The organism is Pseudogulbenkiania sp. FW507-F1 (assembly GCF_058781125.1).
On the sequence record NZ_JBYSWM010000014.1, the window covers coordinates 81300 to 98563 of the forward strand.

13 protein-coding genes are annotated in these 17264 nt (G+C 66.9%); 9 read left to right on the forward strand and 4 right to left on the reverse strand.

Translation table 11 applies throughout. The features are described from left to right. The first annotated feature begins 77 nt into the window (after positions 1-77). From AC3WG5_RS11170 to AC3WG5_RS11195, 6 genes are all read left to right on the forward strand, one after another. Positions 78-1022: a carbohydrate ABC transporter permease gene (locus tag AC3WG5_RS11170; protein WP_492568716.1), complete on the forward strand. Its 945-nt coding sequence runs from the start codon at positions 78-80 to the stop codon at positions 1020-1022. 1 nt (position 1023) lies between these two features. Next, positions 1024-1854, forward strand: coding sequence for a carbohydrate ABC transporter permease (locus AC3WG5_RS11175; protein WP_492568717.1), 831 nt, complete (start codon positions 1024-1026; stop codon positions 1852-1854). Between the two features lie 6 nt (positions 1855-1860). After that, positions 1861-3489, forward strand: coding sequence for an alpha-glucosidase family protein (locus AC3WG5_RS11180; protein WP_492568718.1), 1629 nt, complete (start codon positions 1861-1863; stop codon positions 3487-3489). Then, positions 3489-4628 (forward strand): ABC transporter ATP-binding protein, encoded by a 1140-nt coding sequence (locus AC3WG5_RS11185; RefSeq protein ID WP_492568726.1) that lies wholly within the window; start codon positions 3489-3491, stop codon positions 4626-4628. Before AC3WG5_RS11180 ends, AC3WG5_RS11185 begins: the two co-directional genes overlap by 1 nt. Positions 4629-4780: 152 nt before the next feature. Next, entirely contained in the window at positions 4781-5800 is a 1020-nt protein-coding gene (locus AC3WG5_RS11190; RefSeq protein WP_492568719.1) for a porin, read from the forward strand. A 267-nt stretch (positions 5801-6067) separates the two neighbouring features. Beyond that, positions 6068-6304 (forward strand): hypothetical protein, encoded by a 237-nt coding sequence (locus AC3WG5_RS11195; RefSeq protein WP_294867865.1) that lies wholly within the window; start codon positions 6068-6070, stop codon positions 6302-6304. 128 nt (positions 6305-6432) lie between these two features. On the opposite strand, the gene AC3WG5_RS11200 is transcribed toward AC3WG5_RS11195, so the two are convergent. After that, a complete protein-coding gene (locus AC3WG5_RS11200; protein ID WP_492568720.1) occupies positions 6433-9492 on the reverse strand; it encodes a transglycosylase domain-containing protein in 3060 nt (1019 codons plus the stop codon). Positions 9493-9757: 265 nt separating this feature from the next. Between AC3WG5_RS11200 and AC3WG5_RS11205 the strand changes: the two genes are divergently transcribed. Beyond that, entirely contained in the window at positions 9758-9958 is a 201-nt protein-coding gene (locus AC3WG5_RS11205; protein ID WP_492568721.1) for a DUF1059 domain-containing protein, read from the forward strand. Positions 9959-10301: 343 nt separating this feature from the next. Here the strand turns inward: AC3WG5_RS11205 and hutH are convergent, their stop codons facing one another. From hutH to hutI, 3 genes are all read right to left on the reverse strand, one after another. Continuing rightward, positions 10302-11837 (reverse strand): histidine ammonia-lyase, encoded by a 1536-nt coding sequence (hutH, locus tag AC3WG5_RS11210; RefSeq protein WP_008955455.1) that lies wholly within the window; start codon positions 11835-11837, stop codon positions 10302-10304. Between the two features lie 267 nt (positions 11838-12104). Next, positions 12105-13775, reverse strand: a complete 1671-nt coding sequence (hutU, locus tag AC3WG5_RS11215; RefSeq protein WP_492568722.1) for a urocanate hydratase — start codon at positions 13773-13775, stop codon at positions 12105-12107. Positions 13776-14272: 497 nt separating this feature from the next. Next, positions 14273-15511, reverse strand: a complete 1239-nt coding sequence (hutI, locus tag AC3WG5_RS11220) for an imidazolonepropionase (protein WP_492568723.1) — start codon at positions 15509-15511, stop codon at positions 14273-14275. A 578-nt stretch (positions 15512-16089) separates the two neighbouring features. Here hutI and AC3WG5_RS11225 point away from each other — a divergent pair. Both AC3WG5_RS11225 and AC3WG5_RS11230 read left to right on the forward strand, forming a co-directional pair. Continuing rightward, entirely contained in the window at positions 16090-16860 is a 771-nt protein-coding gene (locus AC3WG5_RS11225) for an ABC transporter substrate-binding protein (RefSeq protein WP_492568724.1), read from the forward strand. 172 nt (positions 16861-17032) lie between these two features. Continuing rightward, the coding region (locus tag AC3WG5_RS11230) for an ABC transporter permease subunit (protein ID WP_492568725.1) at positions 17033-17264 on the forward strand (232 nt) is incomplete at its 3' end.

Consider the following 17264-nt stretch of genomic DNA (forward strand, 5'->3'; position numbering starts at 1 on the left):
CGCACGCAGTCCGCACAACGCATGCCGACAACGTTAGCGTTTCTCAGGCGCATTGGAATCACCCTGGAGAGTCTCCCATGACGAGTCAAACCCTGACCTCGGCGGCCCCCGTGCGCGCGTCGTCCGCCGAGTCCTCGCTGCAGCGCTCGCGCCAGCGCACGGCCTGGCTGCTGGTGGCGCCGGCGCTGGTGGTGCTGCTGGCCATCGCCGGCTGGCCGCTGCTGCGCACCATCTGGTTCAGCCTGACCAATGCGCAGCTGGGCGACCTGACGCAGCTGCAGTTCGTCGGGCTGGACAACTATATCGGCGAGAACGGCGTGCTGCGCGATGCCGCCTGGTGGAGCGCGGTGGCCAACACGCTGCGCTTCTCCGTGATATCGGTCACGCTGGAAACCCTGCTCGGGCTTAGCGTGGCGCTGCTGCTCAACACGCCGTCGCGCGTGCGCACCCTGTTGCGCGCCGCCGTACTGGTGCCGTGGGCGATCCCGACCATCGTGTCGGCCAAGATGTGGAGCTGGATGCTCAACGACCAGTACGGCGTGATCAACGTGCTGCTGCAAAGCCTCGGCCTGATCGACCATCCGCTGGCCTTCATCGCCGATCCGGACCTGACGTTTTTCACCATCATCCTGGTCGACGTGTGGAAGACCACGCCCTTCATGGCGCTGCTGATGCTGGCCGCGCTGCAGATGGTGCCCTCCGACTGCTACGAGGCCGCGCGCGTCGACGGCGTGCCGCGGCTGCGCGTGTTCAGCCACATCACGCTGCCCCTGATCCTGCCCGCCGTGCTGGTGGCCATGGTGTTCCGCGCGCTCGATGCGCTGCGCGTGTTCGACCTGATCTACGTGATGACCTCGAACAGCCGCCTGACCAAGAGCATGTCGGTGTACGTGCGCGAACAGCTGGTGGACTTCCAGCAGGTCGGCTTCGGCTCGGCCTCGGCCACCGTGCTGTTCCTGGTGATCGTGCTGTTCACCGCCGGCTACATGGCCTTCACCCGCCGCCGCATGCAAGGAGTATGAGATGAAAAAGCATCCGGTAGAGACCCTGCTGTATTACGTCGCGGTGGCGCTGGTGATGGTGATCAGCCTGTTCCCGTTCTTCTACACCATCAGCTCGTCGCTCAAGCGCGGCAACGAGCTGTTCTCGACCTCGCTGTGGCCGGCGCACCCGTCGTTCAGCAACTACACCAGCCTGTTCCGGGACCAGCCGTTCGGCGCCTACCTGCTCAACTCGGTGCTGGTATCGGGCGGCGCGGTGCTGCTGTCGCTTGGCGTCTCGGTGCTGGCCGCGTACGCGCTCGGCCGGGTGTCGTTTCGCGGCCGCGGCGTGCTGATGATGACCATCCTCGGCGTGTCGATGTTTCCGCAGGTGGCCATCCTGTCCGGCCTGTTCGAACTGGTGCGCGCGCTCGGCCTGTACGACCGCCTCGGCGCGCTGGTGCTGACCGACCTGATCTTCACGCTGCCGTTCACCATCTGGGTGCTGGTCACCTTCATGCGCGAGCTGCCCAAGGAGCTGGAAGAGGCGGCGCTGATGGATGGGGTCGGCGTGTTCACGCTGATCTTCCGCATCTTCCTGCCGCTGTTGTTGCCGGCGTTGGCCGCCACCTCGCTGCTGGCCTTCATCGGCGCCTGGAACGAGTTCCTGTTCGCGCTAACCTTCACCATTTCGCCCGAGCAACGCACCGTGCCGGTGGCCATCTCGATGATCTCGGGCGGCAGCAGCTTCGAACTACCGTGGGGCACCATCATGGCCGCCTCGGTGATCGTGACCGTTCCACTGATCCTGCTGGTACTGCTGTGCCAGCGCCAGATCGTCTCCGGCCTCACCGCCGGCGCAGTCAAGGGGTAAGACATCATGCAAAAGCACAATCCGAACTGGTGGCGCGGCGCCGTCATCTATCAGGTTTATCCGCGCAGTTTTCAGGACAGCAACGGCGACGGCATCGGCGATCTGCCTGGCATCACCCGCCGCCTGCCGCACATCGCCGGCCTGGGCGCCGAGGCGATCTGGATCTCGCCGTTCTTCAAGAGCCCGATGGCCGACTTCGGCTACGACGTGGCCGACTACTGCGACGTCGACCCGATGTTCGGCACCCTGGCCGACTTCGACGCGCTGGTGGCCCGCGCCCACGAACTGGGCCTCAAGGTGCTGATCGACCTGGTGCTGAGCCACACCTCGGACCAGCATCCGTGGTTCGTCGAGAGCCGCGCCAACCGCGACAACACGCGCGCCGACTGGTACGTGTGGGCCGACGCCCAAGCCGATGGCACGCCGCCCAACAACTGGCTGAGCGTGTTCGGCGGCTCGTCCTGGCAGTGGGACACCCGGCGCGAGCAGTACTACCTGCACAACTTCCTGGCCAGCCAGCCCGACCTCAACTTCCACAACCCCGCGGTGCAGGACGCGCTGCTCGACGTGGCGCGCTTCTGGCTGGAGCGCGGCGTGGACGGCTTCCGCCTCGACGCGATCAACTTCGGCACCCACGACGCGCAGCTGCGCAACAACCCGCCGCGTCCGGCCGAGATGGACAGCCCGGGCGCGCCGCGCAGCAACCCCTACACCCACCAGCGCCACCTCTACGACAAGACCCAGCCGGAGAACCTGCTGTTCCTGGCGCGGCTGCGCCAGCTGATCGACCAGTACCCGGGCGCGGTCACCGTCGGCGAGATCGGCGACGACCTGCAGTACCCGACGCTGGCCGCCTACACCCGCGGCGACGCGCACCTGCACATGGCGTACGTGTTCACGCTGCTCACCGAGCACTGCGCAGCGCCGTACCTGCATGGCGTGCTGGCCGACTACCTGCGCGAAGCCGGCGACGCGTACGCCTGCTGGTCGCTCGGCAACCACGACGTGCCGCGCATCGTCAGCCGCTGGCAGGCGCTGGGCGGCAGTCCCGAGGCGCGCGCCAGGCTGCTGCTGGCGTTCCTGCTGGCGCTGCCCGGCGCGCTGTGCCTGTACCAGGGCGAGGAACTGGCGCTGGCCGAAGCCGAGGTGCCGTTCGAACTGCTGCAGGACCCGTACGGCAAGACCATGTGGCCCGAGTACAAGGGGCGCGACGGCTGCCGCACCCCGATGGTGTGGGACAGCAGCGCCCAGGGCGGTTTCAGCAACGGCACGCCGTGGCTGCCGGTGTCGCCGCAGCACCTCGAACGCACGGTGGCCCATCAAGAAGCCCGTGCTGACTCGACGCTGGCGTTTTACCGTCATCTGATCGAATGGCGCCGCGCGTATCCGGCGCTGCGGCTTGGCAGCATGACGCTGCTGGCGCCGCATGAGCAGGTTCTGGCCCTGGTGCGCGAACTCGACGGCGACCGCATCCAGTGCGTGTTCAACCTGTCCGACCGCCCCGCCACGCTGCCGCTGGCCGGCCACGCCCAGTTGCTCGCTGGCAACGGCTTCGACGCCGACCTCGCGGGCACGGAATTGACCTTGCCGCCGCTTTCCGCCGCCTTCCTCCGTCTCTCTGCAGGAGCAGCATGATGTGCCAGATTCGTCTCGATAATGTCCAGAAACGCTTCGGCGACACCCCTATCCTGGCCGACATCCAGCTGACCGTGGAAGCCGGCGAGTTCTGCGTCTTCATCGGCCCCTCCGGCTGCGGCAAGTCCACCCTGCTGCGCCTGATCGCCGGGCTGGAAGACACCAGCGCCGGCAACATCCACATCGACGGCGTGCGCGTCAACGACCTGGCGCCGGCCAAGCGCGACGTCGCCATGGTGTTCCAGAGCTACGCGCTCTACCCGCACATGACGGTGTACGACAACATGGCCTTCGGCCTGCGCCATCTCAAGCTCGGCCAGGCAGAGATCGACCGCCGCGTGCGCGCCGCCGCCGAATCGCTGCACCTGGCCGCGCTGCTCGAGCGCAAGCCGGGCGCGCTGTCCGGCGGCCAGCGCCAGCGCGTGGCGATCGGCCGCGCCATCGTGCGCCAGCCCAAGGTGTTCCTGTTCGACGAGCCGCTCTCCAACCTCGACGCCTCGCTGCGCGTCAAGACACGCGTCGAGATCGCCCGCCTGCACCGCTCCTTGGGCCGCGCCAGCATGATCTACGTCACGCACGACCAGACCGAAGCGATGACGCTGGCCGACAAGATCGTGCTGCTCAAGCCCCTGGCGGGACAGGACGGCGTACCCAGCATCGCCCAGGTCGGCCACCCGCTCGAGCTCTACCACCATCCGCGCAACCGCTTCGTCGCCAGCTTCATCGGCTCGCCGTCGATGAACTTCATCGACGCCACGCTGCAACACGCCAGCGCCGATGGTCTCGCCTGCAGCGCCGGCGGCATCACCCTGCCCGCCGCCGCCGACGCCAGCGCGCTCCCGGCCGGCAGCAGCGTAACGCTGGGCATCCGCCCCGAGCACATCGCCGTCGGCCAAGGCCCGCTCAAGGGCCGCGTCATCCACCTCGAGCACCTGGGCGAACACAGCTACGCCTACCTCGAGACCCCGCTCGGCGCCACGCCGCTGATCGCCAAGCTGAGCGAGCAGCAGGCCGCCATCGGCGACACGCTGCCGTTCGCGCTGCCGGCGCCGCGCCTGCACGTGTTCGACGCCGAGGGCGACGCGCTGCCGCGGCTGAGCCGGCACGACGTGACACCGGCCGCCCTGGCCGCCCACTGAGGGCCGCTAACAGAACCCTCTTGGCGTCGTTGCACCGGGTTTTGTTAGCCACTCCGAATCACCACAAGCAAAAAAACGGCGGCACCCCCTTGCCCATTGCACGGTAAGGAAGGGCGACCGCCGTCTATCACCAGCAGAGAGGGAATGGAGACATGAAACTGAACTACCTGATCGTGGCACTGGCCGGTCTGTCCGCCACCGCGTACGCCGACGTCAGCCTCATCGGCAAAATGGAAGGCGGCCTGCAACGCAAGAGCAACGTCGACGGCACGTATGTGAACGGCGTCAAGGACTTCGGCTCGGAAATCGACTTCGTCGGCAGCGAGGACCTGGGCGACGGCATGAAGGCGATCTGGCAGATGAACAACAACGTGCACCTGGACGGCGGCCAGGCCGGTGACACCTTCGCCTCCGGCGACACCTTCGTCGGCCTCTCCGGCGCGTTCGGCGCGGTCAAGCTCGGCCACGGCGTCAACGCCTACGGCGACAACTACTACGGCGCCAACTTCTACGACGTTGGCGACCACGGCGCGGACCGCGGCATCGGCGGCGTACTGGGGCTGGGCGACGCCGGCGGCCAGAAGGGCGCGATCAAGTACGAAACGCCGAAGTTCGGCCACTTCAACGCCGCGGCCAGCTGGGCGGCCGGCGAAAAAGGCAACGGCAGCGCGGCCGGCAACGCCTGGGCGCTCGGGGGCAACTTCGAGGGCGCCAACTACGGCCTGCACGCCGGCTACAGCCGCCAGGACCTAGTCAATGGCGCGGCCGGGGCCTACAGCGCCGTCGGCCACGCCACCGACTGGGTGATGTCCGGCAAGCTGACCCCGTTCTACGGGCTGACCATGGGCCTGGAGTACAACCACGCCACGCTGTCGGCCACCGCCGGCGCCCTGACCGGCACGTCCCTGGTGGTGCCGGCCGATCCGGCCGCCATGAAGAGCGTGGCGCTGCACGCCGAGTACAAGCCGGACCGGTTTGCGCTGCGCCTCTCGCTCACCCACACCGACAATTACAAGTACGTTTCCGACCAGAAGCGCAACGAGTTCGTACTGGGCACCAGCTACAACCTGTCCAAGCGCACCGCGCTGCTCGCCGAGTACCTGCACAGCAAGGTCAGTACCGACGAGCGCGCCAGCAGCGAACTGGTGATTGGGCTGCACACCGAGTTCTGAGTTCCGAGCACGCGCTCACCTCGGCCGCCGTCTTCTGCGGCCTCCTTTCCGGCCGCCCTCTGCGGCCGTTTTCCCCTCTCCGTGACACCCGCCTGCCGGCGCGCCAGCATGAGAGGCCTCCTTCACAATCTCTCCCTGATTTGGCAGAAAATCGGGTCAATAATGAGAATGGCTCTCGGGGCACCGGATGGTCTACGCCGTCCGCCGCTCGTGGCGTCACGGCGTGTCTTGCGCCCGATGGCCGTCACAACAACAAGGAGTCCGATCATGATCAGGTATGCATCCGCCGCCCTCGTCTCCGCCGCCCTGCTCGCCGGGCCGGCACTGGCCGCCAGCCCGGCCCAGCCGCAGCAAGAACAGGGCAAGCCCGCCACCAGCCTGCAACAGGCTACCGAGATCTACATTTCGACCAAGCTGGATTGCGACAACATGAGTCAATACCGCAAGGACCTGTGCCTGCGCGATGCCGAGGAAAAATACCAGCAAGCCAAACAAGCCGGCTAAACGCCTCTTGCCCGTGACGAGCGCCGTAGCGCTGCGCCGGCGTCCTGCGCCGATGCAATAGCTGCCCGCACGGCGCCCGGCCATCCCCCGCAACCCCACGCCCCGCCTCTAGCCAGGCCTTGCTCCGTTCAGGCCGGCGCGTGACGGCAGGCCGGCGACTGACCGAGCGGCACGTTGAGCCCGGTCAGGCGCGTCAGCGTCGGCGCCAGCACCTTCATGATCTGCACCGGCAGGCCGCTGGTGAAGCCGTACTTGGCGGCTTCCGGTCCCTCCACGTAGGCGGTCAGGGTGCCGAAGTAGCGGTCGCCGATGAAGAACACGAAGGTGCCCGAGCGGCTCACCACGCGTGACGACAACAGCACCCCGCCCCTGCCGAAGGTGTCGAAGCGGTGGTCGCCGGTCCCGGTCTTGCCGCCCACCGGCAGCGGCGTGCCGTCCTGGGCGGTGAAGGCGCCCTTGAGCCGGGCGGCGGTGCCCTGCTCGACCACCTCGGTCAGCGCCTCGCGCGCCACCTGCGCCACTTCCACCGGCAGCAGCCGTTCGCCCTGGCTGCGCCGGTACGCCAGCGCCACTTCGTACGGGGTGTCGGCGGCGAAGTGCAGGCGGTCGATCAGGATGCTGGGCTGGCGGACGCCATCGTTCACCAGCACCCCCATCAGTTCGGCCAGCGCCGCCGGCCGGTCGGCCGACGCGCCAAGCGTGGTGGCGTAGGACGGCACCAGCGAATCGAACGGATAGCCCAGCCGTTTCCAGCCCTTGTGGATCTCGCGGAAGGCGTCTTCTTCCAGCAGCTGGCGGATACGCCGGTCCTGCCCGACCTTGTTGTGCGACTTGAACAGCCAGCCGTACACCTCCTGGCGCTGCTCGCGGCTCGCCGCGAGCGCCTGCGACAGCGTGGCCTTGGGCTCGCGCGCCAGGTAGCCCAGCAGCCACAGTTCCAGCGGGTGCACCCGGGCCAGGTAGCCGCGGTCGTTGAGGTTGAAGCGATCGATCGCGTAGTTGGCGTAGAGCTTGGCGATGTCCTTGTCGTCCAGCGACGAGTTGGGCAGGTGCGTCGTCAGGAAGCGGCGGAAGGCGTCCACCCCGGCCTCGGGATGCAGCGAGCGGTAGATCACCGCCAGCCGCACCGGGCTCGGCCGGATGCCCTGCACCAGCAGCTCCTCCGCCTCGGCCGGGCTCTTGCCGTGGTATTTCTGCCAGAAGCCGTGCAGGTACACCTTCCCCTCGCGGTCGGCGAAGCGCTGCAGGTAAGCCATGCGGCGCGGGTCGTTGGGATCGGACAGCAGCATGGTGCTGGACCCCGGCACCTGGTACATGTAATGGCGCACCACGTCGCGCATCAGGCGCACAAACACCAGGTTGACCGAATTGCGCAGGCCCTCGCGCACCGTGAGGATGCGGTAGTTGTCGAGCGGGTTGAAGTTGACGAAGGTGTGGATGCCGCCGCCGGTGAAGAACGCCTCGCCAGGGTTGGCCGAATACTTGCGCTCCATCGCCGCTTCCAGCATCGCCTTGAGGCTGCGGTCCTGCGCCGTTTTCAGGTAGTCGACCGCCCAGCGCGTGATGAAGTCGAGCTCCGCCACCGGGACTTTCTTCAACTCCTCCGGGCTCATCCCGACGTAACGCTGGTGCAGTCCGGCGACGATTTCCAGGTAGCTCACCAGGGTGCGCAGCTTGGCGGTGGAGCCCAGGTCGAGCTTGGTGCCGCGGTTGATGTCGAAAGGCTGGTCGTAGTTGTCGGTCTGCACCCGCACCAGGTTGACCCCCGGCGTGCGCTCGAACAGCGTGAAGCTGTAGATGACCTTGGCCGGGTCGCCGGTATCGAGCAAGCGCGGCGCAATCAGGCCGGCGTCGCGCGCCTTGTCCGGGTCGCGCAGGCCGTACAGCGTGGTGCTCGCCACCTGCTGCAGCGGCTGGTCCAGCGTGCTCTGGGCGCTCAGGTCGAGGTGGTCCAGATCGTACAGGCGCGGCAAGCCGAGCAGGCCAGCGATGCGGGTGCGCGTGGCGTTGGCGGCCTTGCGCTCGAGGAACGACACCGGCGGCGCGCTGATCGCCCCCGCGCGCAGCGCGAGCGGCTGGGCCAGCGCCGCGTCGCGCCAGGCCGGCGCGATCACGCCGGCCGAGGCGAGCAGACGCAGGTAGCTGTCGGTGAGCTCCTCCAAAGGCTGCGGCGAACCGCTCAGGTAATAGGACGGGCGGCGCTGCGCGATCATCAGGCTCAGCGCCTGCTTGTAGGCCAGCGCGCGCTCGGCCAGCGGCGCCGTGGTGTCGCCGGCCAGCAGCCGGTTGACGTCGGCCATGTCGCGGCCGTACCAAGCCCACAGCCCGTCGCCCAGGCCGTTGACCGCGCCGTAGCCGCTCTTGGCACTGAGCGGCACGGTATTGACGTAGTTCAGCGCGATCTGGCGGCGCTCGGCCGTGGTGTCCTCGCCGTTGCGGTAGGCGCGCACCGAGGCCGAAGCCATCTGCCGCAGCTTGTCCTTGGGACTGCCGGTACGCCCACCCTCGGAATGACGGTACTTCTCGATCTGGGTGGCGAGCGTGCTGCCACCGGAGGTATCGACGTCGGACATGAAGACGCTCTGCACCCGCTCGATCACCGCCTTGGAGAAGCGTCCCCAGTCCACCGCCGGGTTGCGTGTCGGGTTGCGGTCGTCGAGCAGCTCGCGGTTCTCGATGAACAGCAGCGACTGCATCAGGATCGGCGGAATGGACTCGAAGCTGTGGTAGGTGCGTTCCGGGTAGCGCGCCGCAAACAGCGGCTCGCCGCTGCAGTCGGACACGTTGAGGCCGGCTTGCATCTTCTCGCGGTAGCTCGGGTACAGCCCGAAGTCGATCAGCTCGCGCTGGCTGAGCGACATGCGCGCCTGCTGCTCCACGACATAGCCCTGGCCTTGCAGCCGCTGCAGGAAGCCTGGCAGCGCGGTATAGCCCAGCAGCTGGTCGTACGGGCCGGTCTTGGGATAGCGCAGCTCGCGCGCGGGCGCCGCTCCGGGCTGGAGTTTGAAGGTGAGGCGATGGTTCAGTTCGCTCAGGAAGCGCGCCTGCCAACGCGAACTGGTGACTTCCTCGGAGATCAGGTAGGCGGCGACGGCGATCAACGCCAGCACCACCAAGGCCACGATCACCCAGGGACGACGGATGACGGCTCTTACCCCGCGCAGCGCAGGATTCATGCCATTCGACATAAGCTCCCCCTTTCCTGCCTCTGAATCCTTTTCTTTCATAGTAGGCTACTCCCTGCGCAGATTTCTCCAGACACGATCGTCCCGCTCCGCTTATCTACACTATTCGCCTCTTTGCGCCCAAAGGCCACCCCGACACGCAGCAGAGGCGGGAGAAGATGGGAAAAGTGCTATAAATCAGGTGCAAACAGGTGAAAATCGATTCGCAGCAGCCGGGGTGTCGCCACCAGGATGGCGCGCACGTCCCCAAGGGGGCAAAGGAACGGCCATGGCCAGGAAATTCATAGACTGCCGGGAGCATCCGGGTACCCCGCAATGCACCGTGTCGATCGCCGCGGACAGCGAGGACGAGCTGTTGAGCGCCGCGGTACAGCACGCGGTCGCGGTGCACGGCTACCAGGATAGCCCGCAGCTGCGCGAGCAATTGCGCCAGATGTTCAAGGAAGAACACGCCGAGGCAGCACACTGAAGCGCCGCCCGGACAATAGGCAACAAAAACGGCTCCCGCGGGAGCCGTTGTCGTTGGAGCAGCCGGGCCGGCCGGTCATTGGCTGAAGCCGGGCGTCCCGGCTGATTACTTGGGCTGAGCCTGCAAAGCCCAAGCTATCACCCACCCGAATGGGGAAGAAGGGCCGAGTTTAATGAAGAGCATCAATATTCCGCATCAGCGGTGTCGTTGGGCTTCATTACATTCAACCCAAGCTGCTGAGCCCCCCTACTCCCACACCAATAGCACCCCAACAAAAAAATGGCCCCTTGCGGGGCCATGTAACGAACCAGACGGTCCAGACAGGAATGAGATCAAAGACGGCTTACAGCGACGGCAACAGGCCGTCGATGGCGAAGCGGTTGTAGTCGGCACGCTGGATCAGCGCGGCGGCTTTCTGGATGTCCGGCGCGAAGTAGCGGTCCTTGTCGTAGAACGGCACTTCGGCACGCAGCAGCGCCTTGGCGGATTCCAGTTGCTCTGCCGCCTTGTTCGGCGCGCGGAAGTCCACGCCCTGGCAGGCCGCCAACAGTTCCACCGCGAGGATGCCGGCGGTGTTGTCGGCCATGTCGCGCAGGCGACGGCCGGCGAAGGTGGCCATGGACACGTGGTCTTCCTGGTTGGCCGAAGTCGGCAGGCTGTCCACCGAGGCCGGGTGCGCCAGCGACTTGTTCTCGGAAGCGAGCGCGGCCGAGGTCACCTGGGCGATCATGAAGCCGGAGTTCACCCCGCCGTTGTTGACCAGGAACGGCGGCAGCTTGGACAGGTTGCTGTCGATCAACAGCGCCATGCGGCGCTCGGACAGCGAGCCGATCTCGGCGATGGCCAGCGCCAGGTTGTCGGCGGCGAAGGCCACCGGCTCGGCGTGGAAGTTGCCGCCGGAGATGATGTCGTTGTCGTCGGCGAACACCAGCGGGTTGTCGGAGACGGCGTTGGCTTCGGTCAGCAGCACTTCGGACGACTGGCGGATCTGGGTCAGGCAGGCGCCCATCACCTGCGGCTGGCAGCGCAGGGAGTACGGATCCTGCACCTTGCCGCAGTTCTCGTGCGAGTGGGAGATGTCGCTGGCATCACCCAGCAGTGCGCGGTATTGGCGGGCGGCGTCGATCTGGCCCTTGTGGCCGCGCACCTGGTGGATGCGGTCGTCGAACGGACGGCGGCTGCCCTGCGCGGCTTCCACCGACATGGCACCGGCCACGGCGGCGGCGACGTACAGGTCTTCGGCGGCGAACAGGCCTTCCAGCGCGAAAGCGGTCGACGCCTGAGTGCCGTTCAGCAGCGCCAGGCCTTCTTTCGGGGCCAGGGTGATCGGGTCCAGGCCGGCAGCGTGCATGGCTTCGCGGCCGTGTACGCGCTGGCCGTTCACGAAGGCTTCGCCTTCGCCGATCAGCACCGCGCTCATGTGCGACAGCGGGGCCAGGTCGCCGGAGGCGCCGACGGAACCCTTTTGCGGGATCACCGGGTAGATGCCCTTGTTGAACAGGGTGATCATCGCCTCCAGCACCAGGCGGCGGATGCCGGAGAAGCCGCGCGCCAGCGAGTTGATCTTGAGCGCCATGACCAGGCGCACGGTGCTGTCCTTCATCGGCTCGCCGATGCCGGCGGCGTGCGACAGCACGATGGAGCGCTGCAGCAGTTCCAGTTCTTCCGGGGCGATCTTGGTGTTGGCCAGCAAGCCGAAGCCGGTGTTGATGCCGTACACGGTGCGGTTCTCGGCCAGCACGCGCGCCACGGTGGCGGCGGAGGCGTCGATGGCGGCGTGAGCGGCCGGGTCCAGCGCCAGCTGCACGGAAGCGTCACGGGCGATCAGGCGCAGTTGGGCCAGCGTCAGCTTGCCCGGGGTGATGGTGATGGTGGTCATGGGTCTTCCTTGTGTCTTGTCTGCCGTGGCGGTCCGTATCGGCCGCAGCGTGCATTCGCAGGATGGGTGGCGCGCGGCACAACCCATCGATACGGGGCAATCATTGTGACGGGTGAGGGGCCAGCCCTTCACCCATCCTACGGTCTCAGCATAATGCGTTGCGCACACAACTCAGCGTAGCGGTTCTGGCTAGTTGCGCGGCCGCAGACAGTACAAGTCGTACGGCAAGGCCGCGCAACGCCGCCAGAAGGGTTGTGTGCGTGACGCTTACTTCAACATCGGCAGGTCGAGGCCCTGCGCCTTGGCGCAGTTCTTGGCGATGTCGTAGCCGGCGTCAGCGTGGCGCATTACACCAGTACCCGGGTCGTTACGCAGCACGCGGCCGACGCGCTTGGCGGCTTCGTCAGTACCGTCGCACACGATTACCACGCCGGAGTGCTGGCTGAAGCCCATGCCCACGCCGCCGCCGTGATGCAGCGACACCCAGGTGGCGCCACCGGCGGTGTTCAACAGCGCGTTGAGCAGCGGCCAGTCGGATACTGCATCAGACCCGTCCAGCATGCTTTCGGTTTCGCGGTTCGGGCTGGCGACGGAGCCGGAATCGAGGTGGTCGCGGCCGATCACGATCGGGGCCTTGAGCTCGCCGTTCTTCACCATTTCGTTGAAGGCGAGGCCCAAGCGGGCGCGGTCTTTCAGGCCGACCCAGCAGATGCGCGCCGGCAGACCCTGGAAGCTGATGCGCTCACGCGCCATGTCGAGCCAGTTGTGCAGGTGCGGATCGTCCGGGATCAGTTCCTTGACCTTGGCGTCGGTCTTGTAGATGTCTTCCGGGTCGCCGGACAGCGCCACCCAGCGGAACGGGCCGATGCCCTCGCAGAACAGCGGACGGACGTAGGCCGGCACGAAGCCCGGGAAGTCGAAGGCGTTCTCGACGCCCATTTCCAGCGCCATCTGGCGAATGTTGTTGCCGTAGTCCAGCGTGGCGGCGCCGCGGCTTTGCAGCGTCAGCATCGCCTGCACCTGCTTGGCCATGGTCTGCTTGGCCGGCAGCACGATCGATTGCGGGTCGTTCTGACGCGCGGCACGCCACTGCTCCATGGTCCAGCCCTGCGGCAGGTAGCCGTTGATCGGGTCGTGCGCGGAAGTCTGGTCGGTGACCACGTCCGGGGTGATGCCACGTTCCACCAGTTCGGCGAACACGTCGGCGGCGTTGCCCAGCAGGCCCACCGAGACGGCCTTGCCGGATTGCTTGGCGTCTTCGACGATGGCCAGCGCTTCATCCAGCGTGGTGGCCTTGCGGTCGACGTAGCGGGTCTTGAGGCGGAAGTCGATGCGGGTCTCGTCGCACTCGACGGCGATCATGCTGAAGCCGGCCATGGTGGCGGCCAAGGGCTGGGCGCCGCCCATGCCACCCAGACCACCGGTGAGGATCCAGCGGCCTTTCGGGTTGTTGTCGAAATGCTGCTTGGCGACCGAGAAGAAGGTCTCGTAGGTGCCCTGCACGATGCCTTGCGAGCCGATGTAGATCCACGAGCCGGCGGTCATCTGGCCGTACATCATCAGGCCCTTCTTATCCAGCTCGTTGAAGTGGTCCCAGTTGGCCCAGTGCGGCACTAGGTTGGAGTTGGCGATCAGCACGCGCGGGGCGTCGGCGTGGGTCTTGAACACGCCCACCGGCTTGCCGGACTGCACCAGCAGGGTTTCGTCGTCTTCCAGACGCTGCAGCACTTCCAGAATCTTGTCGTAGCACTCCCAGTTGCGCGCCGCGCGACCGATACCACCGTACACCACCAGGCTCTGCGGGTGCTCGGCCACTTCCGGGTCGAGGTTGTTCTGGATCATGCGGTAGGCGGCTTCGGTGAGCCAGCTCTTGCAGGTCTTTTCGCTGCCGCGGGGGGCGTGGATGACACGGGAAGCGTCAAAGCGCGGGTCAGTCATGGTAGGGACTCCTCCTAATGGCCTGCTCCGGCAGGCGCGGTATGAAACGGGTCGCTGTCCATCGCAGAGGGGGCGCTCTGTCAGCGTCCGGTTTTCTCTGCGATCGGCAAATGTCTATACAAGTGAGCTCAGTGTAGCGAGATCATATTGTCTATACAAGTGGAAAATCGCGATTTCGGCGAAAAATGTTGCCGGAACCCGACAGCCCCCGTCGCCATCCGCCGCCAAGCCAGACGGGGCGCGGGTTACGGCGGGGCGCAGAGAATCCGGAAAGGGAATCGAGAGACGCAGCAAGCGCAGAACGGGCGTCGTGCGCCCCGCACCGTGCGGCGGGTTTGGCGTAGCTGCGCCACCCTGGTGCGGAGCGACGCGCCGTGCCGGTCTCACCGGAAGACCGGCAGAAAACGCTCAGGGCGGGCATCCCGTCGGCCGCCACGAACCAACGAAATACCCGCCCTGAGGCGGCCGGAGGCGGGCGACGACCCGCCGCTTGGGCCCTATTCGTGCTGGATTACACCGCGGAACACGCGCAGTTGCAGCGGATTGGTGCCGAGGCCGTAGACGATCTCGGCCGGGTGTTCGATGTCCCACAGCAGCAGGTCGGCGACGCAGCCTTCGGCCAACCTGCCGTGCGTGGCGCCCCGCCCCAGCGCCTGCGCGGCGTGGCGGGTGGCGCCGGCGAGCGCCTCTTCCGGGGTCAGGCCGAACAGCACGCAGGCCTGGTTCAGCGCCAGCCGCAGCGAGGCGAACGGGCTGGTGCCGGGGTTGAGGTCGGTGGACACTGCCATCGGCACGCCGGCGGCGCGCAGCTTGGCCACCGGCGGCTGCTGCGTTTCGCGCAGGAAGTAGTAGGCACCCGGCAGCAGCACCGCGACGGTGCCGGCGGCCTTGAGCGCGTCCACCCCGGCGTCGTCGAGGTATTCGATGTGGTCGGCCGACAGCCCGTGGTATTCCGCCACCAGCGCCGCGCCGTGCAAATTGGAGAGCTGCTCGACGTGGCCCTTCACCTTGAGACCGTGCTGCCGCGCGGCGTCGAACACGCGCCGCGCCTGCGCCGGGCTGAAGCCCACCCCCTCGCAGAACACGTCCACCGCTTCGGCCAACCCTTGTTGCGCCGCGGCCGGCAGGATCACGTCCACCACGTGCTCGATGTAGCCGTCGGCGTCGCCGGCGAACTCCGGCGGCACCGCGTGCGCCGCCAGCAAGGTCGGCGCCACCTCCACCGGCAGCCCCGCCGCCAGCCGGCGCGCCGCCCCGAGCTGCTTCAGCTCGTCCGCCAGCGTCAGGCCGTAACCCGACTTGATCTCGACCGTGGTCACCCCCTCCTGCATCAGCGCCTTCAGGCGCGGCAGGCTCAGCGCGGCCAGCGCCTCCTCGTCCAGCGCGCGCGTGGCGCACACCGTGGAGACGATGCCGCCGCCCTCGGCGGCGATCTGCTGGTAGGGCACGCCGGTGAGACGCTTCTCCCACTCGGCGGCGCGGTTGCCGCCGTACACCAGGTGGGTGTGGCAGTCGATCAGCCCCGGCGTCAGCCAGCGCCCCGCGCCGTCGATCACCTCGCCGGCGAAGGCGGCCAGGTCGATCCAGGCCTGCGGCACGATGGCGGCGATGCGGCCGTCGCGCACCAGCAGGGCGTGCGCGTCCAGCGCGCCGTAGGGCGCGGGGTGGCGCGGGTCGAGGGTGGCCAGGCGGACGTTGATCCACAGGCTGTCACCGTGCAGAGGGGGACGGGTCATGGCGAAAGGCTCCGATAGTTGTATATACATTCAATCACAGCCGCGCTCCAAGTCAAGCCCCGCGAAGGTGTCCATCACCCTCTGCGACCGGATTCCGGGCCACGTTGTCCCGCCCCGCGGCGCCGCCCGGGTCGGATCTGACTATGTCTATACAATATTTCACCCGGCGCGGCGACCGCGCTGTCGTAGATAAGCCACAAAGGGATGCGCGATTTTCGCCGCCGCGGCAGGCACGGCGAGCCCGCCTTCGCCACACCATGGAAAAAACGCCGTCAAATCTTTGATAAAGAAGGATAAACAACACCAACCAACGCCATGCCGTCTGAATTTTTCGGCCAAGCCGCGACCTGCCGACGCGGTGTTCACCCCACTTTCTCTCCTGGCGATGAGCAGGGCCTCTGCAAAAAAGCGATTGCGCCGCGCCGGCTTCGCTCTTAGATTTGTCTATACATTTAGCCGATCCAACGCAAGAGTGGCGGCATGATGGCCAGCCGCGCGGCGCACGCCGGATGGCCGTATCCCGGCCCAGGCCGCCCGCCTCGGCCCATTGCACTCAGCTGTCTACGGAGACATAGCCCATGAAGAAACTCACCCTCGCCGTTTGCCTCGCCCTGGCCTCCAGCGGCGTGTTCGCCAAGGACTGGAAGGTCATTCGCTTCGGCGTCGATGCCAGTTACGCCCCGTTCGAATCGAAAGCCGCCGACGGCAAGCTGACCGGCTTCGACATCGACCTGGGCAATGCCATCTGCGAGAAACTGAAAGCCAAATGCGTGTGGGTCGAGAACGACTTCGACGGCATGATCCCGGCGCTCAAGGCCAAGAAGTTCGACGGCATCCTGTCGGCGCTGTCGGTCACCGAGAAGCGCGCCGAGCAGATCGCCTTCTCCGACAAGATGTACAACTCGCCGGTGCGCATGATCGCCAAGAAGGGCGCACCGCTGCAGCCGACCCCGGAGTCGCTGCGCGGCAAGCGCATCGGCGTCGAGCAGGGCTCGACCCAGGAAGCCTACGCCAAGGTGCACTGGGAGCCCAAGGGCGTGAACGTGGTGCCGTACCAGAACCAGGACCTGGTGCTGTCCGACCTGGTGTCGGGCCGCCTCGACGCCTCGCTGCAGGACGCGGTGCAGGCCGACGTCGGCTTCCTGAGAACCGCGCGCGGCAACGGCTTCGCCTTCGCCGGACCGGAAGTGAACGACGCCAAGATCCTCGGCACCGGCACCGCGATCGGCCTGCGCAAGGACGACGCCGACCTGCGCCAGCAGATCAACCAGGCACTCGCCGCGATCCACCAGGACGGCACCTACCAGCGCCTGGCCAAGAAGTACTTCACCTTCGACATCTATCACTGAGCGGTTCCACGCGGCTGCGAGTGCGGCGCCGCCCCACACGGGCGGGGCCGATCGACCCGGTCAGGGGCGCCATCACGCCCCTGACCGGGGTCGAGCCATTGCGGCGTGATGACCACCATGGCGGATGGGCGGCGGCCGCCGCGCCATCGCTAACCATGTAAAGGAGTAAGCCATGCTGCTGCAAGGCTTTGGCCCGCTGATTGCGAGCGGCACCTGGATGACGATCAAGCTGGCGCTGTTGTCGATGCTGGCGTCGGTGCTGATCGGACTCGTCGGCGCCAGTTCCAAGTTGTCCGGCAGCCGCCTGTTGCGCGGCCTCGCCACCGGCTACACCACGCTGATCCGCAGCGTGCCCGACCTGGTGATCATGCTGCTGCTGTTCTACAGCCTGCAGATGCTGCTCA